The sequence below is a fragment of the Salipiger bermudensis genome (assembly GCF_017309175.1).
GTDB lineage: Bacteria > Pseudomonadota > Alphaproteobacteria > Rhodobacterales > Rhodobacteraceae > Salipiger > Salipiger bermudensis.
In genome coordinates this window covers 45,478-71,964 of the sequence record NZ_JAEKJV010000015.1, presented here as the reverse complement: position 1 = coordinate 71,964, position 26,487 = coordinate 45,478, and the positions used below count along the sequence as shown (strand labels likewise).

Here is a 26,487-nt window from a genome sequence, read left to right as displayed (position 1 = left end):
ATGCGCGGCGCCGTCTTGGGGCCGGAGGGGGCAAGGCTGCGCCGCCCGTGCCCGCCATGTCATCAATCCGTTCCGTTTTCGTCCCTGACAGGGTAGACTGCTGCGAAAGACAACAAGAGCAGACAGACAGGAGACAGCCATGCGCGGATCATGGTTCAGGGCGCTTGCGGCAGGCGTGACGGCGGCCCTTCTCATCACCCAACCGGCAGGCGCGGGCCTGCGCGACCGCTTCGAGGTCTTCGGCGTGCCCGACGGCGACATGCTGAAGATGCGCGGCGGGCCGGGCACCGGCTTTGACGTGATCCTCGGCCTGCCCAACGGCACCGTGGTGCGGATTTACGACTGCACCCAGACCGGCAGCACCCGCTGGTGCGAGATCTCGCTCGACAAGGCGCGGGGCCTGCGCGGCTACGCCTCCTGGGCCTACCTGCGCGAGCTCTGAGGACCGGCCGCTTCAAAAAGACAAGGGGCGCCACCGGGGCGCCCCTTTCTCGTTTGCGGGTCTGTCCTGCGCGCGCAGGATCAGCCGCCGAGCCAGCGCGGCACCAGGAGCGTCAGAGCCGGGATCATCAGCAGGATCGCCACCCGGATCACCTCGGCGCCGAGGAACGGCATCACGCCGCGGAACACCGTCGCCATCCTCGTGTTCTGCGCCAGCGAGGCGATGATGAACACGTTGAGCCCCACCGGCGGGGTGATCAGCCCCAGCTCGACTACGATCAGCGCCAATATCCCGAACCAGATCTTCAGGCTGTCATTGTCCATGCCGAAGGCGGCGGTGTCGGCGGTGGCGAAATCGCCGCCGTTGAGCGCGATCAGCGTCGGCCAGAAGAACGGCACCACCACGAGGATCATCGCGAGGCTTTCCATGAAGCAGCCGAGGACCACGAAGATCACCAGCATGATGACCAGTACCAGCATCGGGTCGAGCCCGCTGGTGGCGGCCCATTCGCTCAGCGCCTGCGGCAGGCCGGTGCGGGTGAAGAAGCCTTTCAGCACCTCGGCACCGAACAGGATCAGGTAGATCATGCCGGCGGTGATCGCGGTCGAGCGCACCGCGCGCACCAGACCCGCGAGACCCAGGCCCTCGCCGGTGACCCAGCGCAGGACGAGGCCGTAGACGGTGATCGCGAACACCCCGATCGAGGCGGCGGGCGTCGGGGTGAAGAGGCCGAAGCCGAGGCCGAGGATGATGGAGCCGAAGATCGCCAGCACCGGGATCAGCCGGCGCAGCGCCACGCGGCGCTCGGCGCGCTCCATCGGCTTGGGCTCGGGGGCGAGCGAAGGGTTCAGTTTCACCGAGACCGCGATCACGAGGATGAAGCCCAGCACCGCCATCATGCCGGGGATCACTGCGGCCTGGAACATCTTGAGGATCGAGCCCTCGACGATGATTGCATAGATCACCAGCGCCACCGAGGGCGGGATCAGGATGCCCAGCGTGCCGCCCGCCGCCAGCGCGCCTGAGGCGAGCCGGGGATCGTAGCCGAGCTTGCGGAGCTCGGGCAGGGCGACCTTGCCCATGGTGGCGGCTGTGGCCAGCGACGAGCCGCAGACCGCGCCGAAGCCGCCACAGGCGGCGACAGCCGCCATGGCGACGCCGCCGCGCAGCCGCGACAGCAGCGCCTCGAGCCCCTTGAACAGGTCCGACGAGAGCCGCGCCTCGGCGGCGATGTAGCCCATCAGCACGAAGAGGGGCACCACCGAGAGGTCGTAGTTGGCGACGTTCTCCCACAGCAGCGACTTGAACTGCCGGATATAGGGCACGAAGCGCACGAAGGGCACGAAGAGGCTCAGCACCCAGGTGCCGCCGATGCCCACCACGATCATCGCGATGCCCACGGGCATACGCAGGATCAGCAGCAGGAACAGGACGGCGAGGCCGAGCACGCCGACGGTGATGGGATCAAGCATGGCGCACCTCGCCGCGAATCTGGGCGAGGGCGACGAGGGCCCAGAGGACCATCGACGCGATGCCGGGGATGTAGAACGGCCAGACCGGCCAGTTGAGTACCGAGGTCACGGCGCTGTCGTCGCGGGTCTCGATCATGCCGAACACCATCCAGTAGGCGAGAAACAGCGCCATGCCGGCGGTCAGCAGCAGCCAGACCTTGTCGACGACGCGCTGCACCACCGCCGGCAGCCGCTCCATGAACAGCTCGACCGAGACATGGCCGCGATTGGCCTGGCAGAACGGAAAGAACATCAGCGCCACGCAGCTGATCGCGAGCTGCACGAAATCCTCGTAGCCCGGCAGGCCCGAGACGCCCGAGCCCATCAGCCGTGCAATGCGGTCGAGGATGAAGGCGCTGGTGTTGGTGGTGGTCACAAGGACGATGAGCAGGAGGATGACGCCTCCGAGCAGCGCGAAGATATCGGCTGCACGCCAGAGAATGGCATTCATGAGTGCCTCCCTCGGAAATCACTGTGAGCGGGAGGGGCAGGCGGCCCCTCCCGCGATCTGTTCGGTCGGCGGACGGCTCAGCGCGCGGCGGCAGCTTCTGCCACGGCGGCGCGGGCGCCTTCGACAAGCGCTTCGCCGTCAATGCCTTTCGCGGTCACCTCGTCGATCCATTGCTGGACGACTTTCTCGCTGACCGCGTCGAACTTGGCGCCTTCCTCCTCGGAGAGGACGATGCGCTCGACCCCGGCGGCCTCGAGCGCGGCGATGCCCGGCTCTTCGAAGCCTTCCCACAGCGCGCCGATCTCTGCGGCGACATTCATGCCGGAATTGGCGTCGATGACGGCGCGCAGATCCTCGGGCAGGTCATCGTAGATGTCCTGATTCATCGCCAGCATGAACACCGATGTGCCGAAGCGGTCGCCGTCGGGCAGCTCGGTGGTGGATTTGTCGAGCTCCTGCAGGCTCAGCGCCGGCACGATCTCGAACGGCGTCAGCGCGCCGTCGACCACGCCCTTGGCCATCGCCTCGGGCAGGGTCGGGACCGGCATCCCCACGGGCTCGGCACCCATGCCACTGATCACCCATGCGCCGGTGCGGCTGGGGGTGCGCAGCTTGAGGCCCGCGGCATCCTCGAAGCTCCGGATCGGATCGCCGGCGGAGTGGATCAGGTTGCCGTCATGGCTGTGCATGAACAGGACCTTCACGTCGGTGAAATCCTCGGCAAGCATGTCCATCGAGGCGTTCAGCGCCATCGTGGTGTCGATCGCCGAGCCGGCATGGACCAGCGGCAGTTCGAACACCTCGCTGCGCGGGAACACGCCCGGGGTATAGCCCAGCAGCGTCCAGACGATGTCGGCTGCGCCGTCGCGGACCTGGCCGTAAAGCTCGTTGGGCTTGCCACCCATCGCCATCGACGGCGCGATCTCGATCGCGATGCGGCCCTCGCTCTCGGTTTCGATCTTCTCGGCCCAGGGTTTGAGCATGTCCTTGTGGGCACTCGAGACCGGCGGCAGGAAGTGGTGCATGATCAGCGTCACATCCTGTGCGGTGGCAGCGGTGCCCATGGCCGCGGCAAGCGCGGTCGCGCTGATGAGTTTCGAGAATCTGGTCATCCATTCCTCCATCTGGATGGGTTCGCCCGTTTGAGGCGAATAGTATGTAGGCTTATTATAGCCTGCGAGCGTGTATGAGGGTCAACCTGAATTTTGCGTAGGTCAATGCCATATCAAACACAATGAATGTATTGGGTTTCCCGGTTCGTGACCGCTTTTGCTCGGGGATTGTCGCCCTCGAAGCGACGGATGGACCAGATGAAGGGGGCTGCCGAAACGTCTCCCGCTCGCTTGGCCCGGTCTTGCCGCGGGGGCGTGGCGCAAGCGTGCTTGTCTGGAACCGCGCGCGCTCTGTGCCGTTGTGAGGCATAGCCAAGGGAGCCTGACGATGAGCAAGACGACACAAGGCGCGACGCCCAAGAGCCAGAAAAAGACCGCGCCCGCGAAGGCGCGTGCGACCGCCGCCGAACAGGAAGAGGCGATCGCGCCGGTCAGCAATCTCGAGAGCAGGGTCGAGGCCTATCGCGAACTCTGCGGCGCCTTCGTCAAGTATCCCTGCGTGATGCGCCCTTCGGCGCTCACCGGGTTCGAGCGGCGCCGGCATGTGCGCGACACCATCGTCGAGGATCACGCGGTGCGTATCGACGAAAAGGCCGAAGGCGCGCGGGAGAAATTCGAGGAGCTGGCCGGGTCGCTCTACTCGTTCTTCCGGGGCACTTCGCTGCTGTTCCACCGTGACATGCTGGGCGAGGACGAGCGCATGCCGACGGTTCTGGCACTGGGCGATGTGCACCCGGAGAACTTCGGCATCATGCCGAACGCCGACAATGTGCCGATCTTCGGGGTGAACGATTTCGACGACGTGCTCTACGCGCCTTTCACATGGGATCTGAAACGTGGCGCGACGGGCTTTCTCATCGCCTCGGAAGAGATTGGCGGCCACAAGAAGAAGCTGCGCAAGAAGATCACCTGCGAGTTCCTGAAGGGGTATCGCGAGGGCATCGGCTTTTACGCCCGCCACGACAAGGAGGCGAGCCAGCAGATGCGCGCCGACAACAGCCCCAAGGTTGTGCGGCGCATGTTCAAGAAGGCCGCCAAGAGCCGCAAGGCATGGCTTTGGGATCGCTATCTGAACGAGACCGGCCGCGGCTTCCCCGCGAATGAAGAACTGACCCCGATCTCATCCCGGATCGATGAGTTTCAGGGCTATGTGAACGAGGTCGCCAAGCAGAACGGTATCGCGCCGCAGGGCCGCGCCGGTGAGCTCAGGGTCAAGGACGTGTGCATCCGGCACGGGCAGGGCACCGCCTCTCTCGGCCTGCCGCGCTATTACTGCCTGATCGAGGGGCCGAGCAAGGATGCCACCGACGACCTGATCGTCGAGTTCAAGCGCGCCCGCCGCTCGGCGCTGGAGGGGCTGGTGCCCGAGAACGACTTCTTCGCCGGGCGCGAGGGCGATCGCATCGCGCACGGGCAAGCCGTGCATCTCGCCAACGGCGACGTGTTCTACGGCAGCGTCGAGATCGACGACATGAGCTTCATGTCGCGCGAGCGTGCGCCGTTCCGCGACGACATCGACCTCGACGACCTGTCCGACAAGAGCTGGAAGCACTATGCCCATGCCTGCGGGCTGGCGCTGGCGCAGGCCCACGCCCGCTCGGACGATGCCGGCGAGCTCGATTACCGCATCGAGCCGCGCATCCTCGAGGCGATGGCGCCCGACGAGCTGTTCATGGACGACATCCTGTGCTTCGCGCGATCGGCCGTGAAGCGGCTCAAGACCGATCACCGCTTCTACAAGCGCGATCTCGCGCTCGGCGCCTTCGACATGTCGCAAAAGCGCTACCGCTGAAGTCCCGCCGGCGTCTGGCGCAGATGGGCCGCGCTGGGGCGGGCCGCGATGGGGGCTGTCGTCAGGGCCGGTGCCGGTAGCTTGGCGGCAGCATCGCGCTGTCGTAGGTGCGCTCTTCGATCGGGATGCGCCCGATCATCTCGTCGAGCATCTTCAGCAGGATCTCCTCGGCGCGGTTCTTCACTGCGCGCGGGTTCCAGACCACGTGCACGTCGATGGGCGGCAGATCCTCGTAAGGCGGGGTCTGCCAGAGCTGGCCATCGGCCACGTCGCGCGCGGCGACGTGCACCGGCAGCGGCCCGATGCCGAGCCCGGCGATGATCATCCGCCGCACCTCCTCGAGATTGGATGACGTACCGGTGATGCGCTCGCCAAGCAGAGACTGCGCCCGCATCAGGGTCACCGGTTTCAGAACGTCCTGCAGGCGGTCCGTGTCGAAGCTCACCGTGGTGCAGCCGGCGAGATCGGCCTTGGTCAGCCCTTCGCGCCCGAACAGCGGGTGACGCGGGCCGCAGAACAGGCCGAAGAACTCACGGTAGAGACGGCGGTATTCCAGCCGCGGGCTGCGGTCGCGCACGAGGCAGACAGCGAAGGACGCGCGCTTGGCCGAGACCTCGGTCAGGGCGCTGGCGCTGGAGACCACGTTGATCGACAGGCTCGCCTCCGGGTGCGCCTCGTGGAAATCGGCCAGCAGGCGATCAAAAACCGGGCACACCACGTGGCTGGCCACCGCGATGGTCACATGACCGCGCACCGCGTCGGTCATCTCGCGCATGAGGGTCGAGAGGCGCAGGATCGAGCCGTTGATGTCAAGCGCCTCGCGATACAGCAGCTCTCCGGCTTCGGTCAGGGCGTATTTGCCGGGGCCGCGCTCGATGAGCTTGCGGCCAATCCGATCTTCCAGCCGTTTCAAGGCAGTAGAGACGGAGGGCTGGGTCAGGCGGAGGCGCTCGGCGGCATCGGTCACCGAGCGCGCCTCGGCCAGGACGACGAAGGTGCGCAGCAGATTCCAGTCGAGCTCACGGGTGATGCGGTCGGGATCGTAGGGAGATCCCGGGTCCGGAATGGGATCGCTATCATCGCCTGTCATTGATGGCGCCTATATTCACAATTCTCATTATCTATTTGCTCAATGAAAATCACCTTCCCAAGGTGCCGTCAAATCCGAACTGCCTGACCGCAACCTTACGGGACATCCTCATGTCGATCGAAGCCCGAGAACGGCGCCAGCCCTGGATCCTTCTCTCACCGGCGCTCACCGCGATCACGCTGCTGCTCTTCGTGCCGCTGCTGTTCATCGTGGTCTACAGCTTCTGGCTGCGCACCGCGACGGGGGCGGACCAGTCGGGCTTCTTCCTCGACAACTGGCGCGAGGCGCTGAGCGATCCGTTCTACCGCGACATCCTGCTCTTCACCCTGAAGATCGCGGCGATCACCACGCTGGTCTGCGCCGTGATGGGCTATCCGGCGGCCTATTTCATCGCCCGCTCGCGCGGCAACAAGGCGGTGCTTCTTCTGCTGCTGATGCTGCCCTTCTGGATCAGTTACATCATCCGCACGATGAGCTGGATCAACATCCTCGGGGTCTCGGGCGCGCTCAACACCTTCCTGATCTGGACCGGGGTGATCTCGGAGCCGATCCAGATGCTCTACAACCAGACCACGGTGATCCTCGGGCTGGTGCATTTCCTGCTGCCCTTCATGATCCTCAACGTTTTCGTCAGCCTCGATGGCATCGACGTGACGCTCGAGGACGCCGCCACCTCGCTGGGCGCCACGCGCTGGGAGGCCTTCGTGCAGGTGACCCTGCCGTTGTCTCTGCCGGGCCTCGCCGCCGGTGGGCTGCTCTGCTTCGTGCTGGCGGCGGGCACCTACATCACGCCGCTGGTGCTGGGTGGGCCCACGGACGCGATGTTCGCCAACCTCGTCTACGAGGCGATCATCACCCAGCTCAACTGGCCGTTGGGCTCGGCGCTGAGCCTGATGCTGCTCGCGGTGCTGGGGCTCTTGGTGATGATCTACAACCGCTATCTGGGCATGGCGCAACTGATGAAGGGGCTGGGCTGATGGGATGGCACCTGATCCGCGGCTACGCGCTGCTCGTTTATGTGTTCATGTTCCTGCCGGTGGCCGTGGTGGTGCTGCTGAGCTTCAACGCCTCGCAGTTCGGCAGTTTCCCGATCACCGGCGTCTCGCTGCGCTGGTTCGGCGAGCTGGCGCAGAACGAAGCGATCCTGCGCGCCTTCCGCACCTCGATCATCCTCGGCCTGCTGACGGCGCTGATCTCGACCACGCTGGGGGTGCTCGCGAGCCTCGCGCTGGTGCGCTACCGGGTGCCTGGCGAGAACGTCATCTCGACACTGCTGATCGCACCGATCCTCGTGCCCGAGGTGGTGCTGGCGGTGGCGCTGCTGCTGTTTCTCAACTTCCTCGGCGTGAACAAGAGCTTCGGCCTGCTGCTCTTCGGCCATGTCATCTTCACGCTGCCCTTCGTCATCCTCGTGGTGCAGGCGCGGCTGATGGCCATTCGCCGCGATGTCGAGGAGGCCGCCATGAGCCTCGGCGCCTCGCCGGTGCAGACCTTCTTCCAGATCACCCTGCCGCTGATGCTGCCGGCGGTTCTGGCCGGTGCGCTCTTCGCCTTCACCATCAGCTTCGACGACATCACCGGCACGCTGTTCTGGAAACCCGGCGGGGTCGAGACCGTGCCGACGCAGATCTTTGCCATGCTGCGCAACTCGATCTCTCCCGAGATCAACGCGCTGGGCACGGTGATGATCGTGATGACCGTGGGCCTGCCGCTTCTCGGCGCGGCGGCGGCGCGCATCCTTTCAAAGAAGAGCGGCACCTGAAGCCGCCTCGCCAACGAGACCCAACAAGGAGAGAGACATGACGAAGATCGACAACACCACCCGCTACGAACGCCTGCGCGAGCGCTACATGAACGGCGATATCGACCGCCGCTCGTTCCTCGGGCTGATCGGCGCGGCCGGCGCCGCCTACGGGCTGGTGACACCCTACCGCGCCTTCGCGCAGGACGTGACGCAGGTGCGCTTTGACGGCTGGGGCGGGGTGGTTTCCGAGGCGTTCCGCAAGCACGCCTTCGATCCCTATACCGCCAAGACCGGCATCGAGGTGGTCGACGGCACCTTCGGCGGCGGCGACGAGTATCTCAGCCGGGTCAAGGCGAGCCAGCCGGGCGAGTATAACATCGCCCACCTGTCGGGGGTGTTCGACTATGCGCGCTATGCCGGGCTGGGGCTGACCTCGGAGCTCAACGAGGCCAACATCCCCAACCTCGAGTACGTCATCAAGAAGCTGGTCGATGTCTACCGCCCGATCACCGACGGCAAGATCTCCTGCGTGCCCTACGATTACGGCACCACCGGCATTGCCTATAACCGCAAGTTCATCTCGGACGAAGAGATGCAGGAGAAGGGCGCCAAGGTCCTCATCGACGAGGCCTACAAGGGCAAGATCGCGGGCTGGGGCGACTGGCGCACGCGGATCTGGTTCGGCGCGCTGCAGACCGGGCAGGACCCGAACAACGCCTCCGACATGGACGCCGTCTGGGAGGCGATCCGCGCCCATCGCGACCTGTCGCTGAAATACTGGACCTCGGGCGCCGAGCTGATGTCGCTGCTGGCCGAGGAAGAGATCTATGTCACCGAGGGCTGGTCTGGCCGGATCTACGCGCTGCAGGAGCAGGGGCACGACATCGGCTACATGGATCCGCCCAACGGCTATGGCTGGCAGGAATGCCTCTTCGTGCTCAAGGGCTCGCCGATGGAGGCCTGCGAGGAACTGCTGAACTTCATGCTCGCCCCCGAGACCTCGATCGCCGTGGCCGAAGGGCAGAACTACCCGCCGGCGCTCGACCCTCAGAAGGTCGAACTCGGCGCCAAGATCCCGACGCTTCCGGCCTTCGATCCGACAGGGACGCTCGAGGGGCTGACCTTCGCCGATCCGACCTACTGGAATGGCCACGAGGCGGAGTGGTCGAAGACCTTCGGCCGCGTCCAGAAGGGCTACTGAGCCACCCTGGCGGGGGCGAATGTCGCCCCCGCCAGCTTGATTTCTCCCACTCAGGACGTCTGCGCATGAGCTCCGTCACCCTCCAAAACGTCGTGAAGCGCTTTCACAAGTTCACCGCGGTGCATCAGGTCAATCTCGAGATCCCGGACGGCGCCTTTGTCACGCTGCTGGGGCCGTCGGGTTGCGGCAAGACCACGAACCTGCGGATGATCGCAGGGCTGCTCGATCCGACCGAGGGCGAGATCCTGATCGGCGGCACGCGGGTCAATGACGTGCCGATCCACAAGCGCAACCTCGGCATCGTGTTCCAGAACTACGCGTTGTTTCCGCACAAGACCGTGGCCGAGAACGTCGCCTTCGGTCTGAAATACCGCGATGTGCCCAAGGCCGAGATCCCGGCCCGGGTACAAGCCGCGCTGGAGCTGGTGCAGCTGCCGCATGTGGGCGAGCGCTACCCCAAGGAACTCTCCGGCGGCCAGCAACAGCGCATCGCGCTGGCACGGGCCATCGTCATCGAGCCCGACGTGCTGCTGCTCGACGAGCCGCTCTCGGCGCTCGACGCCAACCTGCGCGAGGACATGCGGGTCGAGCTCAAGCGCATCCAGGAACAGATCGGCGTGACCACCGTCTTCGTCACCCACGACCAGTCCGAGGCGCTCGCCATGTCGGACCAGATCGTGGTGATGAGCGCCGGCCGGATCGAGCAGATGGGCTCGCCCGAGCAGGTCTACAACAATCCCGCCTCCGAGTTCGTGGCGAACTTCCTCGGCGCGTCCAACATGTTGCCCGCCACTTGCACGGCCAACGGGCCCGAGGGCGCGACGCTCGACGTGGCGCCGTTCGGCGCTGTGGCGATCCCGGCGCACAAGGCCGAGCGGCTGACCGGGCAGGGGCCCGCGCAACTCGTCCTGAGGGCCGAGAAGCTGCGTGTCTTGCACCCGGGCGAGACCGGGGAGACCATGCTCACCGCGCCGGCGACGGTCGAGACAGTGGACTACCAGGGCCAGACCGTCCGCTACTTCCTGCGCCTCGGCGAGCGACAGCTTCAGGCGATCAACATGATCGACGACCGACCATTCGAACAAGGCGCCGAGGTGCGGATCGGCTTCCGCGCCAAGGATGCCTCGGCCCTTCCCACGGAGGCACAATGAGCCACCTCTTCTACCAGGGGCACGGGCGCAAACCCGTGCTCGACCAAGCCCGCGGCGTCTATATGTGGGACACCGACGGCAAGCGCTACCTCGACGGCTCGTCCGGCGCGATGGTCTGCAATATCGGCCACTCCAACGCCACCGTGCTGGCGGCGATGCGCGAGCAGATGGAGCGCGCGACCTTCGGCTACCGGCTGCATTTCGAGACCGAGGCCAGCGAGCGCCTTGCTGCCAAGACAGTCGAGAAGATGCCCGAAGGGCTGAACCGCGTGTTCTTCGTCTCGGGCGGCTCCGAAGCGATCGAGAGCGCCATGAAGCTCGCCCGGCAATATGCCGTCGCCGTCGGGCAGGGCAGCCGCTGGAAGGTGATCTCGCGCAGCCCCTCCTATCATGGCTGCACGCTGGGCGCGCTGGCGGTCACCGGCTATCGCTCGCTGACCGAGCCCTTCGCGCCGATGATGCGCGAGATGCCCAAGGTGCCGGCGCCGCGCGCCTATCTCGACGGGCTTGACCCGTCCGATCCCGCGACGGGGAAGCACTACGCCGACATGCTCGAGGCGCAGATCGAGGCCGAGGGGCCCGAGAGCGTGCTCGCTTTCCTGCTCGAGCCGGTGGGCGGCGCGTCGACCGGGGCACTGGTGCCGCCCGAGGGCTACATGCAGCGCATCCGCGAGATCTGCGACCGCTACGGCGTCTTGCTGATCATGGACGAGGTGATGACGGGCGCCGGGCGCACCGGTGCCTTTCTGGGCTGCGAACACTGGAACACACGGCCCGACATCGTGGTGCTGTCAAAGGGCTTTGCCGCCGGTTACGCGCCGCTGGGCGGCATCGTGGCGCCGGAGTGGATGGTCGAGCCGGTGCTGGGGCAGGGCGGTTTCGCCCATGGCTTCACCTATGCCGGCAACCCGCTGGCCTGCGCTGCCGGGGCCGCGGTGCTGGACGAGATCGACCGGCAGGGCCTCGTGGCCAATGCCGCGGCGATGGGCAAGACCCTCCTCGCGCGTCTTCACGCGCTGGCCCAGAAGCACGAGATCATCGGCGATGTCCGGGGCAAGGGGCTGCTGACCGCCTTCGAGTTCATGGCCGACCCGGTCAGGAAGACGCCGCTGCCGAAAGAGCTGCGTGCCTTCGACCGCTTCGTGCAGATCGCCTATGACAACGGGCTGATCGTCTATTCCCGGCGCACCCGCGACGGCGTCGAGGGCGACCACATCCTCGTCTGCCCGCCGCTGATCGTGACCGAGACCCATCTCGACGAGATCGTCGCCGGGCTCGACCTGTCGCTGACGCAGTTCCGGGCCGAGCTGCCCGCTCTGGGCGAGGTGGTCTGAATGTCGAAGATCCTGATCACCTGCGCGCTCACCGGCTCGATCCATACGCCGACCATGTCGCCGCACCTGCCGGTCACTGCCGACGAGATCGTCGAGCAGGGCGTGGCCGCTGCCGAGGCCGGGGCCGCAATCCTGCACCTGCACGCGCGCGACCCTGGAACCGGCAAACCGTCGGCAAGTCCGGAGCTTTTCAACGCCTTCCTGCCCCGGCTGAAGCAGGGCACCGGCGCCGTGCTCAACCTCACCACCGGCGGCAGCGCGGTGATGACGCTCGAAGAGCGGCTGGCCGCGCCCAAGGCGGCGGAGCCAGAGATGTGTTCGCTCAACATGGGCTCGATGAACTTCGCGCTCTACCCGATGGCGGCGCGGATCTCGGAGTGGGAGCACGACTGGGAGCAGCCGTTCCTCGAGAACTCCGACGACCTGATCTTCAAGAACACGCCCCGCGACATCGCCCATGTGCTGACCGAGATGGGCGAGAAGCGCGGCGCACGTTTCGAGTTCGAGTGCTACGACGTGGGCCACCTCTACATGCTGCGACACTTCGTCGATCGCGGGCTGGTGAGCGGGCCGATCTTTTTGCAATTCGTCTTTGGCGTGCTGGGCGGGATCGGGCCGGACCCCGAGAACCTCGATCACATGAAGCGTATCGCCGACAAGCTTTTCGGCGACAGCTACCAGTTCTCGGTGCTCGCCGCCGGGCGTCACCAGATGCCTCTGGCCACCATGGCCGCCGCCATGGGCGGGCACGTCCGGGTGGGGCTCGAGGACAGCCTCACCATTGCACGCGGCACGCTGGCCCGGTCCAATGCCGAGCAGGTCGCCAAGATCCGCCGGATCGTCGAAGAACTGGGCCGCGAGCCCGCCACCCCCGACGAGGCGCGCGCCATGCTGGGCCTCAAGGGCGCGGACAGGACGGCGATATGACTGTTCGGTTCGAGGTCGCGACCGAGGCCCAAGTGCCGCGCCTGCACGCGGCGCTGGCACGGCTCTCGCAGGATCTGGGCGATACCCATCGAGCTGGGGTGGACGAGCTGCGCCGTGCGGGCTTCGGCGCGCATCCGGCCTTTCGCGCCGTGCTCGCCAACGAGGCGGGCGAGACGCTGGGCGTTGCGCTCTACTCGCCGAGCTTCTCGACCGCGCGCGGGGGCGTGGTGGTCTATGTCTCGGATCTCTGGGTCGATGCGCAGACCCGGGGCAGCGGGCTTGGCCCGCGCCTGCTGGCGGCGGTGCTGCGCGATGCGCAGGCGTGTTGGGGGGCGGGGCGGATGAAGCTCAACGTCTACCACGCCACGCCGCGCGCCCGCAGTTTCTACGAGCGTCTCGGCTTCACCCCGGCCGAGGGACAGACCGAGATGCATCTTGATGAAACGGGCTGCGAGGCCCTGAAGGACACCCGATGAAAGCCTTTCTCGACGACCGCCAGTGGCACCACGATCCCAAGCATTTCATGGCCAACGGCAAGGTCTATCCCAGCCCCGAGGAACCGCGCCGGATCGAGGTGCTGAAAGCCGCCGCCGGAGACGCCGGCTGCGCCTTCGAGGCGCCCCGGGATGCCGGGCTCGGCCCCATCGCGGCGCTGCACTCGCCCGAGTACCTGACCTTCCTGCGCAACATCTACACCCGCTGGCAGCGCATTCCCGATGCCGGCCCAGAGGTGATCCCGAACATCCACCCGGCCAACCGCAGCGACGGCTATCCGAAATCCGCCATCGGGCAGGCCGGTTACCATCAGGCCGACACCGCCTGTCCGATCGCCGAGCACACCTTCGAGGCGGCCTACTGGTCGGCGCAGAGCGCCATCGCCGGGGCCGACCTTATCGCGGGCGGCGCGGGGGCGGCCTATGCGCTGTCGCGCCCGCCCGGGCACCACGCCTTCGGTGATCTCGCCGGCGGGTTCTGCTTTCTCAACAATGCCGGCATCGCCGCCGAGCGGCTGCGCGCGGCAGGTCTGCGGCCTGCGATCCTTGATGTGGATGTGCATCACGGCAACGGCACGCAGGGGATCTTCTACGGCCGCGATGACGTTCTGACCGTCTCGCTGCACGCCGATCCGGCGCGCTTCTACCCGTTCTTCTGGGGCCATGTGCAGGAGCGCGGCGAGGGGCGCGGCACCGGTTGCAACCTGAACCTGCCGTTGCCCCGGGGCACCGACGACGTGGCCTACCTCGCGGCGCTGGAGATCGCGCTCGAGCGGATCGGGAGCTTCGGCACCGAGGCGCTGGTCGTGGCGCTGGGGCTTGATGCCTCGATCGACGACCCGTTCAAGGGCTTCGCCGTGACGCAGGACGGCTTCGCGCGCATCGGCGCGGCCATCGCCAAGGCCGGCCTGCCAACGCTCTTCGTGCAGGAGGGGGGCTATCTGAGCCCGTCGCTCGGGGCGAACCTGACACGGACCCTGACCGGCTTTCAGGGCGGCTGATCAGCCGATTTCAAGGAGGGCTGGGCGCAGCGCCTCGGCGCGTCGCGCTGGGAGGGCTCGGGCGGAGCAGGTGCCATGCCCGCGCACATCGCCCCCGCGGGACGGCGCCCTGCAAGCGTCGCAACCTTCGGATCTCGCTGGTTTCTCATCGTGAGAATCGCCTTAAAGTGGTATTGTCCTCGCATTGAATTCACCATTTTTCTTTGCGAGGTGTTATGGTCCGGTCTTTTCACTTTCGTTTAGTGGCCTGTTTATTAATGGCCTTTCCTGCGTCCGTTGCCGCCGATCTGGATCGTGATTGTCGTGACGAGCTGGTGGTGGGGCGTGACGCGGGAGACAATCACAGGTGGTTCGTCTTCGGAGATGATCCGTCCGGCTATGCACTCGAAACGCGTGGCGGCGACGGGTGGGGTATCGCACGCGAAGCGCTGTCGGTCGCGGTCGGCGACATCGACGGCGACGGGCGCGACGAGTTCGCTGTCGGGCGAGACGGCGCCGCTTCGCAGTCGGTGCGTGTGCTGCTTTTCGACGATGCCAATGCCGGCTTCGGGCAGATCGCCTCGCTGGGCAACGGCTGGGGCGCCGGACGCAGTGCGACCGCCATCGCCTTCGGCAATGTCGATGGCGATGCCGCGCTTGAGATGGCCGTGGGCCGGGACGCGCCGGACGGGATGCGGTTCGAGATCTACGATGACCGCGACGCCAATTTCGCCGTGCTCCACACCGGGGGCTCCAGCTGGGGGAGCGACCGCCGCGTGACCGCGCTTGCCTTCGGGGACGTCGATGGCGATGGCCGTGACGAGCTGGTCGTCGGGCGCTCGGGCGGGGCCGTGGCGCGGCCGCGCTGGATCGTGGTGGACGACGCAGCCGGCGGCTTCGCCGAGATGATCGCCGCGGGAGCCAGCTGGGGCGCCGGGCGCCGGGTAACCGCGCTCGCGACCGGTGACGTCGACGGCGACGGCTTCGACGAGATCGCCGTCGGGCGCGATGCCGGCGCCAATTTCCACTGGGGCGTCTTCGACGGGGCAGACGGCAATTTCGCGCTTCTTCAGAGCGGCGGAGACGGCTGGGGCACGACGCGTGAGACCACGGCACTGGCGCTCGGAGACCTCGATGGCGACGGCATGGACGAGCTGGTCGTGGGGCGCAACGGCGGCTCCGGTGTGCGCGTCCTGACCTTCGATGATGCGGCTGCGGGCTTTCGGATGCTGGAGGAGCTGGCCTCCGGCTGGGGTGTCACCCGCGGGGTGCGGGCCATCGCGGTGGGGGATCCCGACGGCGACTTCGTCGATGAGATCGCCGTCGGGCGCAACGGCGGCTCGGGGCCGCGCTGGTTCGTCTACGACGACCGCCTGCGCGGCTTCGAATTGCTGCAGGATGGTGGCGACGAATGGGGTGTCGGCCGTGCGGTCAACGCGCTGGCCTTCCGCGCGGCGCGACCGAGCGGCATGGACAGCGATGTCGACGGGCTGTTCGATGTCTGGGAGCAGGCCGGGATCGATATCGACTGCGACGGCGTGGCCGATTTCACCCCGCCGGGGGCCGATCCGGACCGCAAGAACGTCTATGTCGAGATGGACTTCATGACCAACCACGACCCGAACGACGACGCGGTCAACGACGTGATCGCGGCCTTCGCGACTGCACCTGTCAGCAATCCGGACGGCAGCACCGGCATCGATCTGGTGATCGACCAGGACGATCAGATCCCGGAGGTGCTCGACATCACCACATGGGGTGATGTCGACGACATCAGGGAGGCGAATTTCGGCACCGCGGCCGAACGGGCCGATCCCGATGCCGACAAGATCCTCGCGGCCAAGGCGCTGGTCTATCGCTACGCGCTCTACGCCCACGCCCGCGATGGCGGCAAGTCCTCGGGCCGGGCGAAGCGCGGCAATTTCGTCGTCTCGCTCGGTGACGGCTGGGGGCAGGACGCGAGCGGGCATAGCGTCGGCACGCGCCGGCAGCAGGCAGGCACCATCATGCACGAGCTTGGCCACACGCTCGGCCTTGGTCACGGCGGCGGTGACAATGTGAACTGCAAGCCGAACTATCTCAGCGTGATGAGCTATTCCTTCCAGACCCGGCACATCCCCAACCCCGGCGCGACCGGGCCAAGGCTCGACTATTCGGGTCTGGCGCTGCCGGATCTCGACGAGTCGGCGCTGAACGAGGGGCTGGGCATCCAGGACGGCACCGACAACACGATTTTCGGCACCGACGGCAGCACCAACGTCGTCGGCGCGGGCAGCGGCGCGATCGACTGGGACCAGTCGGGCGGTATCGACGCCGGCACCGTGCCTTCGGATATCAACTTCACCACCGCCAGTGCCTGCGCGGCCTCGCCGGGCGAGACGCTGCTGGGGTTCGATGACTGGCAGAACCTGTTCCTGCCGACCCGCTCGGCGCCCGGCCAGCCGCTCGACGACGTGATGTTCCCGCAGGACGAGCTGACCGCCGAGGACGCGGCCGCGATCGAAGCCTGCGCCACCGGTGAAGACAGCGCGCGCTGCACCATGCCGCCCTTCGAATACGCCGCCAAGTTCGTCTGCGGCGTGCAGGATGATCCGGAGACCCTGCGGCTCACGCGCGGGGTCTATGGCACGACGGTCAATGTCCACAACCCGTGGGACCGTGACGCGCTGTTCTACAAGAAGGTCGCGGTGGCCTATCCGCCGGCAGAACAGGCGGCGGGCGATATCCTGCAGATGGGCAAGGACCTGCTGCGCTACGACGAGGCGCTGAAGGTGGATTGCGAGGATATCCGCGAGAAGGCCTTCGGCGGGCGCTTCCCGACGCCCTATGTCGAGGGCTTCGTGGTGATCCAGAGCTTTGACAGCCTCGACGTCACCGGCGTCTACACCACCGCCGCGCTGATCGATGACGGCGCCGCCTGCTGTGGGCGTCAGGACCGGGAGGTCCGCAACACCGGCATGGAGATCGTGGAGATCGACGAGCGTCGCAAGCCGCGCCGACCCGACCCGGATCCCGATTTGGGCGCCCCCGACCTGCTGCCTGAACCGGTCTTTGCGCCGCCGCCCTCGGATGCGCCGGGCACCTTGCCGCAGAATTACTGCGGCGAGTTGCCGGCAGGCGTCCCGATCAGCGCGCTGCAACTGCACCTGCGCATCCGCAACCAAGGCGACGCGGGGGCGGGTGCGTCGACCACGACGGTGCTCTTCAGCCCCTCGGCGCAGCTTGATCCTGTGGCGGGCACAGTCGATCTGGCGACCCCGGCGCTTGCGGCTGGCGCCGCCCATGAGCACGTGGTCGACATCCCCCGGCGCTGCTTCCCCGGCGGCGGCTCGGGCTGTTCCTTCCGCATCACTGCGGATGCGGCCCAGCCCGAGGATGTGGCGGAATCCGACGAGGGCAACAACGTCGCGCAGAGCTTCTGCCCCGGCATCGCGCCATGATCGGGCTGATGGCGCGGGGCGGTTTCACTTGCGGACGAAGCTGAACGAGAACGCCGAGCCGCGGTGGTAGTCCTTGGCGAAGATCACCCGGGTTCCGTCGTCCGAGAAACAGGTCTCCTCGATCAGCAGCGCGGGGCCGAACTGCTCGAGCTTGTGCAGCTTGGCGACAAGCTCCGGCAGCATCGTCGCGCTGATATTCGCGGTCGAGGCGATGGGGCGACGGTCCATCTCGGTCAGCATCTCGACGATGGATCCCGCCCAGTCCATGCGGCCCTGTTGGCCGTCGTGGAACAGGGCGACGGGGATCCAGTCGAGCGAATAGACCAGTGGTTCGCCATTGGCATGACGCAGACGCTCGACCCGCATCACCGGGTCGTCGACGGCGATGCCGAGCGCGGAGGCGACCTCGGCATCGGCGGGGATGGTCGAGAAGCCGAGGATGCTGGTCTCGGCGACGTAGCCGTGGCTGCGGACCATGTCCGAGACGCTCTCGAACTTGGTGATCGGCCGGGCGATGGTCAGCATGGCGCCGGCGGTCACGAAGCGGCCCTTGCCCTGCTGGGCCTCGATGATCGAGTCCTGTTCGAGCAGCTTCAGAGCCTCGCGCAGGGTCGGGCGGGACACGTGGAACCGCTCGCTCATCTCCTTCTCGGAGGGCAGTTTGTCCCCGAGCGTCAGCCCGTCGTCGCGGATCATCTCGAGCACGCTGCTCCGCAACCACTCGATGCCGCCGGTCTTCAGCTTCTCCATGTTGGCCTCCCTGCTTCGCCTCGCCTGTCAAACAACTCCGCGATCTGCGCGGGCGATCTTTGCGATGCCAGTGCATATTGCAACAATATTCGAGCTTTTGCCGGGGAAAACCCTGCGGCAGGAAGAAAGCCGTGGCCCCGGTTGCGGCTGTTGCCGGGCACTCGGCCGAAAGCCTGCGAGGCGGCAATGACGATGCCGTCGCCCTCACGCGCCCAGGTCTCGAGCGCCTTGGCCTGCCGGCTCGTGGCATAGCCCGGTGCGAAGCCTGCGATCACGATCCCGCGGGCCCCTGCGGCGATGAACGCCTCGATTGCGGTGGCGTCGCCGTCGCTGTGGCAATGCAGGATATCGACGCGGGGAAGGGCGCCGAGCCGATGCCAGGGCAAAAGCGGGCCGGGCGCGGCAGAGCGGGCGAAGAGGTCGAGCTCTGAGCCTGCGAAGCGCCCCAGCGGACCGAACCTGGGCGAGTGGAACGTGTCGAGCGCGCTGTTGTCGAGCTTGGTGACATCACGCGGGTCGTGCAAGACGCCTTCGAAGGCGACTGCGACCGATCCACCGAGGCGCGGGTCCGCGGCGGCGGTCAGGGCGTGAAACAGGTTCATCGGCCCATCGGCGCCCTGCGCCGACGCTGGGCGTTGCGCACCGGTAACCACCAGGGGCACGTCGAGGTCCCAGCACAGGGACAGGAAAAACGCCGCCTCGGCCAGGGCGCCCGTGCCGTGAGTGAGCACGAAACCCGAGATCGATGGGGCCTCCTTCAGCGTCGCGGCGCAGGCGGCACAGATTGCGGCCCAGCGCTCGGCCCCCATGTCGAAGCTGGGAGCCGGGTCGACGGGCACGTTTGTGACGTCGAAGCGCCCGCGAAGCTGCCCAGAGCGCTCGAGCAACGCGTCGGGGGAAAGGCTCCCGGCGTCGCCGTAGTCGTTGATCTCAAAAGGATCTTCGGCAAGGGCGGTGATCGTTCCGCCGGCGACGATCAGCCCGATATGCGGCAGGGCGCTCATGCGGCTTGCAGCATTGCTGCGCGGGCGCTTTCGAGCGGCGTCCGCGGGTCGAGCCAGTAGGCCTGCGACACGAATTCGAAGCTGTAGTCGCCTTGGTAGCCCGCGGCTTCCAACTCGGCGACATACTGCGCCAACGGCAGGCTGCCGTCGCCCCAGGCGAGGTGCCCCTCGGGCGTGCCGTCACAGACATGCACATGCCGCAGCGCGTCTCCGAACCGGGCGAGGTAGTCTGCCGGGGTCTCTCCCGCCGCGGCCATGGCATTGAGGTCGAGGATGGCGGCGACCTGCGGTGAGGCGAGCTCGGCCATCATGCGGGCGAGCTCGGCACTGGTGGTGATGAGGTTCGATTCCGTGCGTGAGAGCGGCTCGAGCAGCAGCGTGACACCCTCTCTCGCGGCTTCGTCGGCGAGCGCGCCGAGCTGGTCTCGGGCGCGCTCCCACGCATCGGAGGCGGGAGCGTCGGCATAGCCCCATCCCGCCGTCACCAGCAGCTGCCGGCAGTCGAGCGACGCGGCGCTATGCAGGGCCCTGCGGAAGTAGTCGAAACTACGGCGCGCGGTGCCGGGATGCTCCGAGGCGAGGTTGATCGGGTAGACGCACTGCTCGGGTGTGAAGCAGCTGAGCGAGAGATCACGGGCGGCGATCATGCGCCGCACATCGCGGAGTTCCGTGGCGGAGGCGTCATCGAGGCTGAGATGCGGCATGCCTGCCCAAAGTTCGATTCGTGCAAAGCCGAGCGCCGCCGCATCGTCAAGGAATCGCGTCAGGCTGTGACGGAAATAATGGATGTTCATGGCGGCCAGCCTGCTGGACAAGGTCTGCGACATGAGGCGACTCCCTTTGATGTATTGTTTGACAACATAAGGTCACCACTCGGGGATTTGCGCAAGTATTATCCTTGTTTACATGGGTGTAATCGAAATTCATTCAAGAAATTCAAAAGCCGATTGACAGTGCTCGGAGCTTTATGCTGGTATCTTGTCAAACAAGTTGCAAGATCTGCCAGCGAAAGAGTGGTGCGATCGTTCGGAAAGGTCAGGGATGCCGGTGATGGATGCGGAGCGGGACGGGATCAGCTTCCGGAAGGTGAATAAGTGGTTCGGCCGGATGCATGTCCTTCGCGACATCGATCTGGGTGTCGCGAAAGGTGAGAAGGTCGTGGTCTGTGGTCCCTCGGGGTCGGGGAAGTCGACGATGATCCGCTGCATCAACCGCCTCGAGGAGCACCAATCCGGCGCCATCCTCGTCGACGGAATCGAGGTCAACGACAACAAGGCCAACATCGGTCAGGTGCGCGAGCGCGTCGGCATGGTGTTCCAGAACTTCAATCTTTACCCGCACCTGACCATTCTCGACAATTGTACGTTGGCGCAGCGCTGGGTGCGCGGCCGGTCACGGGCCGAAGCCGAGGAGCGCGCGATGCACTACCTGGGCCGGGTGCGCATTCCGGACCAGGCCAACAAGTATCCCAGCCAGCTTTCGGGTGGCCAGCAGCAGCGCGTGGCCATCGCGCGTTCGCTGTGCATGTCTCCTGACATCATGTTGTTTGACGAGCCCACATCGGCGCTCGACCCGGAGCTGGTGCGCGAGGTGCTCGACACCATGGCAGAACTGGCCTCGGAAGGCATGACGATGGTCTGCGTGACCCACGAGATGGGCTTCGCCCGGCAGGTCGCCGACCGCGTCATCTTCATGGATCAGGGGGCCGTGGTCGAAAGCGCTCCGCCGCAGGAGTTCTTCGACGCGCCGAAAGAAGAGCGCACGCGGCGCTTCCTCAGCCAGATCCTGCACTGATTTCTCACCGGATTGTCACCGGCCCAAAAAGAAGGCCGGGATCGCGGCGGCGCGTCCGCCCACTTCCACAGATTACGTCCATAACAACAGGGAAATACTCATGAAAACGACCTTTACCTCTGCCCTCGCGCTGCTGGTCGCGGGGCTCGCTGCGGCCCCGGTTGCCGCCCAGGACTTTCCGCCGCTGCCTGCCTCGATCGAGGAGCAGGGGGTTCTTCGCATCGGCGTGAAATGCGACAGCCCGCCCTTCGGCGCCTCGGGTATCGACGGCACCCCGATCGGCATCGAAGTCGAGATGGCCAAGAAGATCGGCGAATACGCCTTCGGCTCGGAAGAGGGCGCCGAGCTCTCCTGCGTGACCTCGGAATCGCGCATCCCCTCGCTCAATTCGGGCAAGATCGACCTGATCCTCGCCACGCTGGGCCGTTTCCCGGCGCGCGAGGAAGTCATCGACTTCTCGAACATCTACTTCTGGGGCACCTCGAACGTGCTCGTGCCGGTCGACAGCCCGGTGCAGGAGCTTTCGGATCTTGCCGGCGAGACCCTGCTGATCGTCAAGGGCGGCTCGCAGATCCGGTGGCTCGAGGAGAATATCCCCGACATCGAGATGATGCAGCTCAACACCACCGCCGACGGCATCCAGGCGCTGCTGCAGGGCCGCGCCGCGGGCTATGTGGGTGACGGCGGCCTGATCTACACTCTGGCGGGCAACTACGACCAGCTGCGCGTGGTCGAAGAGGGGCTCGATCTCGGCGTGAACGGCATCGGGCTGCGCAAGGACGAGCCGGAACTCATGGCCTTCGTCAACGCGGCGCTGGACCAGCTTCGTGCCGAGAACTTCTACGAGACGGTGATCACCGAGTTTGTCGAAGAGCCCGCGGTCGCAGACGTCATGACGCGCGGTTTCACCGAAGAGCCGCCGCAGATGTAAGCTGTTGCATCGCGCGAGGGAGGCAGACCGCCCCCTCGCGTCCCTCCTACTTCCAAGACGCAAGAGCGGACCAATTCCACCATGATCGACTGGGCCTATATCTGGGCAGCGGTGCCGGACCTTATGCGGGGTCTGGGCATGACGCTGATCGTCAGTTTCCTCGCCATACTGTTCTCACTGATCGGCGGGGTGATCGGTTGCGCGCTGCGTGTCTCTCCGATCAAGCCGCTGAGTTGGCTGGTGGCGGGCTATGTCGAGTTCATTCGCGGCACGCCCTACCTGGTTCAGGTCTTCTTCGTCTTCTACGGTCTTCCCAGCCTCGGGCTGCGGCTGTCGATCTTCTGGTCGGGCGTGGTGGCACTGTCGCTCTGGGCCAGCGTCTTCCATATCGAGAGCTTCCGTGCGGGGCTGTCTTCGGTCAGTAAGGACATCCGCAACGCCTCGGCCTCGCTCGGCCTGCGGCGCTGGCATCACGGGCTCTTCGTGGTGCTGCCCATCGCGGCGCGCTCGGCGTTGCCCTCGACGCTGAACACCATCGTGTCGACGATCAAGAACTCGGCCTACCTGCAGGCGATCGGCCTTGTCGAGCTGACCTTCGTCGCGGTCGACCGGATCGCCTACGAGTTCCGCTCGATCGAGATGTTCCTGTCGATCTGCGTGATCTACCTCGCCGTCGTCCTCGTGGTCTCGACCCTTGGCCATCGTCTCGAACGCCGGCTCGACCGGCCCTATGCGGGGCGCTGAACCATGTCGCTGCTCTACGAATATCGCGTCTTCCTCTTTTCCGGCTTCGTCCAGACCCTGCTGATGTCTCTGGTCGTGGCGCTCGGGACCACCGCCGTCGCCATCCTGCTTGTCGCAATGTTGCAGTCGAAGCTTCGTCTCGTCAGCCGGCTCGGCTATGCACTGGTCGAGGTGCTGCGGGACATCCCGCTGATGGTCAACGTGCTGATGGTCTACTTCATGCTGCCGCTGATCGGGCTGGGCTTCGGGCCGTTCTGGTCGGTCTGTGTCGCCATCTCGATCTGGGGCGGGGCGAACGGGGCGCAGATCCTGCGCGCCGGGCTGCACTCGGTTGGCCAGGGCCAGCGCGAGACCGCCGCGGCCTTCAACTTCGGTCCGGTGAAGACTCTGTTCCTGATCGTCCTGCCGCAGGCCATGCCGGTGATCCTGCCGCCCTATATCAGCCTGATGACCGCCGTGGTGCAGGCAACGTCCCTCGGTGCGGTGGTCGGCGCGACCGAGCTGCTGCGGGCCGGGCAGATCCTCATCGAGCAGACCACCATCATGCGCGGCGGCAGCCCTGCCTACCTGGTCTACGGTTCGATCCTCGTCGTCTACTTCGTTCTCTGCAGCCTGATCTCCTTTGTCGGCGCCCGTCTCGAGGCCTATTACCAGCGCCCGTACCGGACCGACGCCAGCCGCAAGATCGATGCCAGGGCGCACGAGATCGAAGCCACGGTGCAGACCAGCGCATGACCTCTGCGGCCCTCATATCGCCCTCGCTCGACACCGGCCTCGCCCAGCTTGTCGCGGCGCCCGTGACCGAGACCGAGCGGCTCGCTTCGGCGGCGACGATCTGCGACACGCTCGCGGTCGCGCTGGCGGGGGCGGCTGACCCGCGCGCCTCTGCACTGCTGGCGACGCTGGCCGGTGGCCGGGTGCGGGCGCCTGGCTGCGCGCGCGGCTTGGCGGCGGTGGATGTGGCGCTCTGGTTCGGGCTCTGCGCCCACCTCCTGGATTACGACGACGACGAGACCGAGCGCGCCATGGCGCATCTTTCGGTGCCCTGCCTCGCAGCGGCCCTTGCGCTTGCGGGCGATGACGGCGCGCTGCTGTCAGAGGCCTATGTCACCGGTTGCAAGGCCATGCTGATGCTTGGCGCGGCATGGAACCCGGCGCTGCACGGCGCGGGCTGGCATCCGAGCTCGGTGCTGGGCGTGTTCGGAGCGGCGGCGGCCGCGTCCCGGATGCTGGCGCTGTCCGAGGCGCAAAGCGTCGAGGCGCTGCGGCTGGCAGCGGCGCTGGCCTCGGGCACGCGCGGTGCCTTCGGGGGCATGGGCAAGCCGCTGCAGGTGGGGCAGGGCGCGGCCTCGGGGCTGCGCTGTGCCATGCTCGCCGCGCGAGGTTGGCAGGGCAGCGCCGAAAGTCTGGACGGTCTCGCCGTGGCGCTCTTCGGTCGGCCAGGGCGGCTGCCGGAGGAGCAGGCGCCGGAATTCCCGCCGCAGGGCTTCGTCACCAAGCTCTACCCCAGCTGCACCGCGACCCACGCCGCGATCCACGCGGTGCTGACGCTTCGTGCCGCCCGCCCGGGCGCGATCCCGGCCCGGATCCGCGCCGGCCTCGACCCGCGTGCGCTGGCGATCCTGATCCCGCACCGGGCGCGCACCGGCGACGAAGGGCGGTTCTCGCTGGGCTATTGCCTCGCCGTGGCCGCTGCCACCGGCACGGTCACGCTCGGGGCCTTCGAGGCGGCGGCCTTCGACAATGCCTTGCCCGCCGACCCGCAGGTGCGGGCGCTGCTCGACCGGATCGAGGTCGTAGAGGCTGATGATCTGCCGTTCGGACCCAGCGGCATCGCCACCGGCGCTCATGTGGAGATCATGTGGCCGGACGGGGGCACCGATGGCCTGACCGTCGACGCCGCCCCCGGCAGCCGCGCACTGCCCGCCCGATCCGAGGCGCTCGAGGCCAAGTGGCACGACTGCCTCGCGCGCCATGCAGGGGCGGAGGCCGCAACCGGGCTGTTGCCGCTCCTGCGCCGCGCCACGCAACCCGGAGGGATCGCCGACTTGCGCGCCGCCCTCGCTGACCTCCCCCAATTTCAAGGCAAGGAAGAATGCAGAATTCCGTAAGTTCCCGTCTGGCCGAGGCGGCCGCGCCGGAAGTGGCGCAGACGATCTATGCCCCGCCGATGCGCGGCTTCGATGCCGCGGCGCTCGAGCGCATGTGCGCGCTCAACGAGGCCCACGCGCTGATGCTGGCCGAGCGCGGCCTGATCGCCCGCGACACCGCCGAGGCGATCCTCAGGGGCATCGCGCAACTCCGTGCCGAGGGTCCGGAGGCCATCGACCTCGATCCGCAGTTCGAGGACAGCTATTTTGCCTTCGAAAACCGTCTCGGGCAGGTGATCGGCAAACCCGCCGCGGGCTGGCTGCACATCGGTCGCAGTCGCAACGACATCGGCTCCACCATTGATCGCATGACCACCCGCGAGTGGTGCCTGCACCTGCTGGCGCAGCTCAACGTGGCGCGTCAGGCCTGCCTCGAGGCGGCCGGGCGCCACGCGGACACGGTGATGCCGGGCTACACCCACCTGCAGCCCGCGCAGCCGATCACCTTCGGCTACTACCTCGCCAACGTGGCGCGCGGGATGGAGCGCGAATACGATCGCGTCGCGGCCGTCTATCCGAGGGCCGACGATTGCGCGCTGGGCTCCGCCGCCTTCGCAGGCACCTCGTTCCCCATCGACCGCGACATGACCGCCTCGCTTCTGGGCTTTGGCAATATCGCGACGCCGGGCCTCGACGCCGTGGCATCGCGCGATTTCGTCACCGAGCTTCTCTGGGCGGTGACCAGTTGCCAGGTGCTGCTGTCGCGGGTCGCGCAGGATCTCTACACCTTCACCACCTGGGAGTTCGGCACCCTGCGCTTTCCCGATGGCGTCGCCGGCACCTCGTCGATCATGCCGCAGAAGAAGAACATGCTGCCGCTCGAGTTCTTCCGGGCCGAGGCCGGTCGCAGCATCGGCGCGCTTGCCGGCGGGCTCTCGGCGGTGAAAGGCTCGAACTATTCCATCGGGCTCGACAGTGTCCGCGAGGGCCTGAGCGATGCGTGGCCGGTGTTCCAGCGCTTTGCCGACGCTCTGCCGCTGCTGCGCCTGGTGTTCGAGACCGCCGAGCCCGACACCGACATGCTGCTGGCCCGCTGCTCGGCCAACTTCTCGACCGCGACCGACGTGGCCGACGGGCTGGTGCGCGAGCACGGCATCTCGTTCCGCGAGGCGCATCACGTGGTCGGGCGCGCCGTGCAGATGGTAATCGCGCGCGGCGCCGATGCCTCGGGGCTTGACGTGGCGACCCTCAACGCCGCCGCCGAGGCCGAGATCGGCCGCAGCTTCGAGATCGCCGAAGACACGCTCCGTGGCTGGACCGATCCGGCCTCGGCGGTGGCAAGCCGCGTTGTCACCGGCGGGCCTGCGCCCGCTCCGATGCGGGACATGCTCGACGGCATGACCGCGAAACTCGCGGCTGACGCTGCGGCGCTCGATGCCCGCCAGACCCACCTGCGCGACAGCGCGTACCAGCTTTCGGAGCGGATCTCGGCCTTCCTCGGCTGA

24 protein-coding genes are annotated in these 26,487 nt (G+C 66.8%); 17 read left to right on the top strand and 7 right to left on the bottom strand.

The window, feature by feature from the left end; genetic code table 11:
• Positions 1-139: 139 nt before the first annotated feature.
• Positions 140-442 (top strand): SH3 domain-containing protein, encoded by a 303-nt coding sequence (locus tag JF542_RS18320; RefSeq protein WP_207076901.1) that lies wholly within the window; start codon positions 140-142, stop codon positions 440-442.
• Positions 443-522: 80 nt separating this feature from the next.
• Here JF542_RS18320 and JF542_RS18315 read toward each other — a convergent pair whose 3' ends face one another.
• The 3 genes from JF542_RS18315 to JF542_RS18305 all read right to left on the bottom strand — a co-directional run bounded on the left by JF542_RS18315 (position 523) and on the right by JF542_RS18305 (position 3,516).
• Entirely contained in the window at positions 523-1,914 is a 1,392-nt protein-coding gene (locus JF542_RS18315) for a TRAP transporter large permease (RefSeq protein ID WP_007798836.1), read from the bottom strand.
• Entirely contained in the window at positions 1,907-2,404 is a 498-nt protein-coding gene (locus JF542_RS18310) for a TRAP transporter small permease (protein WP_207076900.1), read from the bottom strand. The genes JF542_RS18315 and JF542_RS18310 overlap by 8 nt, the downstream gene beginning before the upstream one ends.
• Before the next feature lie 77 nt (positions 2,405-2,481).
• A complete protein-coding gene (locus JF542_RS18305) occupies positions 2,482-3,516 on the bottom strand; it encodes a TRAP transporter substrate-binding protein (RefSeq protein WP_242533824.1) in 1,035 nt (344 codons plus the stop codon).
• A 328-nt stretch (positions 3,517-3,844) separates the two neighbouring features.
• Between JF542_RS18305 and JF542_RS18300 the strand changes: the two genes are divergently transcribed.
• On the top strand, positions 3,845-5,308 hold the full coding sequence (locus JF542_RS18300; RefSeq protein WP_207076898.1) for a DUF2252 domain-containing protein: 1,464 nt from the start codon (positions 3,845-3,847) through the stop codon (positions 5,306-5,308).
• A gap of 61 nt (positions 5,309-5,369) precedes the next feature.
• Here JF542_RS18300 and JF542_RS18295 read toward each other — a convergent pair whose 3' ends face one another.
• Complete coding sequence (locus tag JF542_RS18295; protein ID WP_207076897.1) at positions 5,370-6,398, bottom strand: LysR family transcriptional regulator; 1,029 nt, start codon at positions 6,396-6,398, stop codon at positions 5,370-5,372.
• Between the two features lie 110 nt (positions 6,399-6,508).
• Here JF542_RS18295 and JF542_RS18290 point away from each other — a divergent pair, with 110 nt between their 5' ends.
• The 9 genes from JF542_RS18290 (at position 6,509) to JF542_RS18250 (ending at position 17,669) form a co-directional block, all read left to right on the top strand.
• Entirely contained in the window at positions 6,509-7,375 is an 867-nt protein-coding gene (locus JF542_RS18290) for an ABC transporter permease (protein ID WP_007798886.1), read from the top strand.
• Entirely contained in the window at positions 7,375-8,160 is a 786-nt protein-coding gene (locus JF542_RS18285; RefSeq protein ID WP_007798888.1) for an ABC transporter permease, read from the top strand. The genes JF542_RS18290 and JF542_RS18285 overlap by 1 nt, the downstream gene beginning before the upstream one ends.
• A 46-nt stretch (positions 8,161-8,206) precedes the next feature.
• Positions 8,207-9,343: an extracellular solute-binding protein gene (locus JF542_RS18280; protein ID WP_370044593.1), complete on the top strand. Its 1,137-nt coding sequence runs from the start codon at positions 8,207-8,209 to the stop codon at positions 9,341-9,343.
• Positions 9,344-9,408: 65 nt separating this feature from the next.
• Positions 9,409-10,494: an ABC transporter ATP-binding protein gene (locus JF542_RS18275; protein WP_207076895.1), complete on the top strand. Its 1,086-nt coding sequence runs from the start codon at positions 9,409-9,411 to the stop codon at positions 10,492-10,494.
• Positions 10,491-11,828, top strand: a complete 1,338-nt coding sequence (locus tag JF542_RS18270) for an aminotransferase family protein (RefSeq protein ID WP_207076894.1) — start codon at positions 10,491-10,493, stop codon at positions 11,826-11,828. The genes JF542_RS18275 and JF542_RS18270 overlap by 4 nt, the downstream gene beginning before the upstream one ends.
• Positions 11,829-12,755, top strand: coding sequence for a 3,5-dioxohexanoate:acetyl-CoA acetone transferase (gene kce, locus JF542_RS18265; RefSeq protein WP_007798896.1), 927 nt, complete (start codon positions 11,829-11,831; stop codon positions 12,753-12,755).
• Entirely contained in the window at positions 12,752-13,231 is a 480-nt protein-coding gene (locus JF542_RS18260; RefSeq protein WP_207076893.1) for a GNAT family N-acetyltransferase, read from the top strand. Before kce ends, JF542_RS18260 begins: the two co-directional genes overlap by 4 nt.
• Entirely contained in the window at positions 13,228-14,250 is a 1,023-nt protein-coding gene (locus tag JF542_RS18255; RefSeq protein WP_207076892.1) for a histone deacetylase family protein, read from the top strand. Before JF542_RS18260 ends, JF542_RS18255 begins: the two co-directional genes overlap by 4 nt.
• Before the next feature lie 257 nt (positions 14,251-14,507).
• Positions 14,508-17,669 (top strand): CARDB domain-containing protein, encoded by a 3,162-nt coding sequence (locus tag JF542_RS18250; RefSeq protein WP_207076891.1) that lies wholly within the window; start codon positions 14,508-14,510, stop codon positions 17,667-17,669.
• A gap of 24 nt (positions 17,670-17,693) precedes the next feature.
• On the opposite strand, the gene JF542_RS18245 is transcribed toward JF542_RS18250, so the two are convergent.
• From JF542_RS18245 to JF542_RS18235, 3 genes are read right to left on the bottom strand one after another with little or no spacing between them, the layout of a single operon-like run.
• Entirely contained in the window at positions 17,694-18,419 is a 726-nt protein-coding gene (locus JF542_RS18245; RefSeq protein WP_207076890.1) for a GntR family transcriptional regulator, read from the bottom strand.
• Positions 18,407-19,423, bottom strand: coding sequence for an asparaginase (locus tag JF542_RS18240; RefSeq protein WP_207076889.1), 1,017 nt, complete (start codon positions 19,421-19,423; stop codon positions 18,407-18,409). Before JF542_RS18240 ends, JF542_RS18245 begins: the two co-directional genes overlap by 13 nt.
• Entirely contained in the window at positions 19,420-20,250 is an 831-nt protein-coding gene (locus tag JF542_RS18235) for a sugar phosphate isomerase/epimerase family protein (RefSeq protein ID WP_207076888.1), read from the bottom strand. Before JF542_RS18235 ends, JF542_RS18240 begins: the two co-directional genes overlap by 4 nt.
• Positions 20,251-20,464: 214 nt before the next feature.
• On the opposite strand from JF542_RS18235, the gene JF542_RS18230 reads away from it, so the two are divergent.
• From JF542_RS18230 to argH, 6 genes are all read left to right on the top strand, one after another.
• Positions 20,465-21,217 carry an amino acid ABC transporter ATP-binding protein gene (locus tag JF542_RS18230; protein ID WP_207076887.1) on the top strand — a complete coding sequence of 251 codons (753 nt, stop codon included), beginning with the start codon at positions 20,465-20,467 and terminating at the stop codon, positions 21,215-21,217.
• Positions 21,218-21,317: 100 nt separating this feature from the next.
• Positions 21,318-22,148: a transporter substrate-binding domain-containing protein gene (locus JF542_RS18225; RefSeq protein ID WP_007798916.1), complete on the top strand. Its 831-nt coding sequence runs from the start codon at positions 21,318-21,320 to the stop codon at positions 22,146-22,148.
• A gap of 81 nt (positions 22,149-22,229) precedes the next feature.
• Entirely contained in the window at positions 22,230-22,892 is a 663-nt protein-coding gene (locus JF542_RS18220; protein WP_007798917.1) for an amino acid ABC transporter permease, read from the top strand.
• A gap of 3 nt (positions 22,893-22,895) precedes the next feature.
• Positions 22,896-23,627, top strand: coding sequence for an amino acid ABC transporter permease (locus tag JF542_RS18215; protein WP_007798920.1), 732 nt, complete (start codon positions 22,896-22,898; stop codon positions 23,625-23,627).
• Entirely contained in the window at positions 23,624-25,003 is a 1,380-nt protein-coding gene (locus JF542_RS18210; RefSeq protein WP_207076886.1) for an MmgE/PrpD family protein, read from the top strand. Before JF542_RS18215 ends, JF542_RS18210 begins: the two co-directional genes overlap by 4 nt.
• Positions 24,988-26,487, top strand: coding sequence for an argininosuccinate lyase (argH, locus tag JF542_RS18205; protein ID WP_207076885.1), 1,500 nt, complete (start codon positions 24,988-24,990; stop codon positions 26,485-26,487). The genes JF542_RS18210 and argH overlap by 16 nt, the downstream gene beginning before the upstream one ends.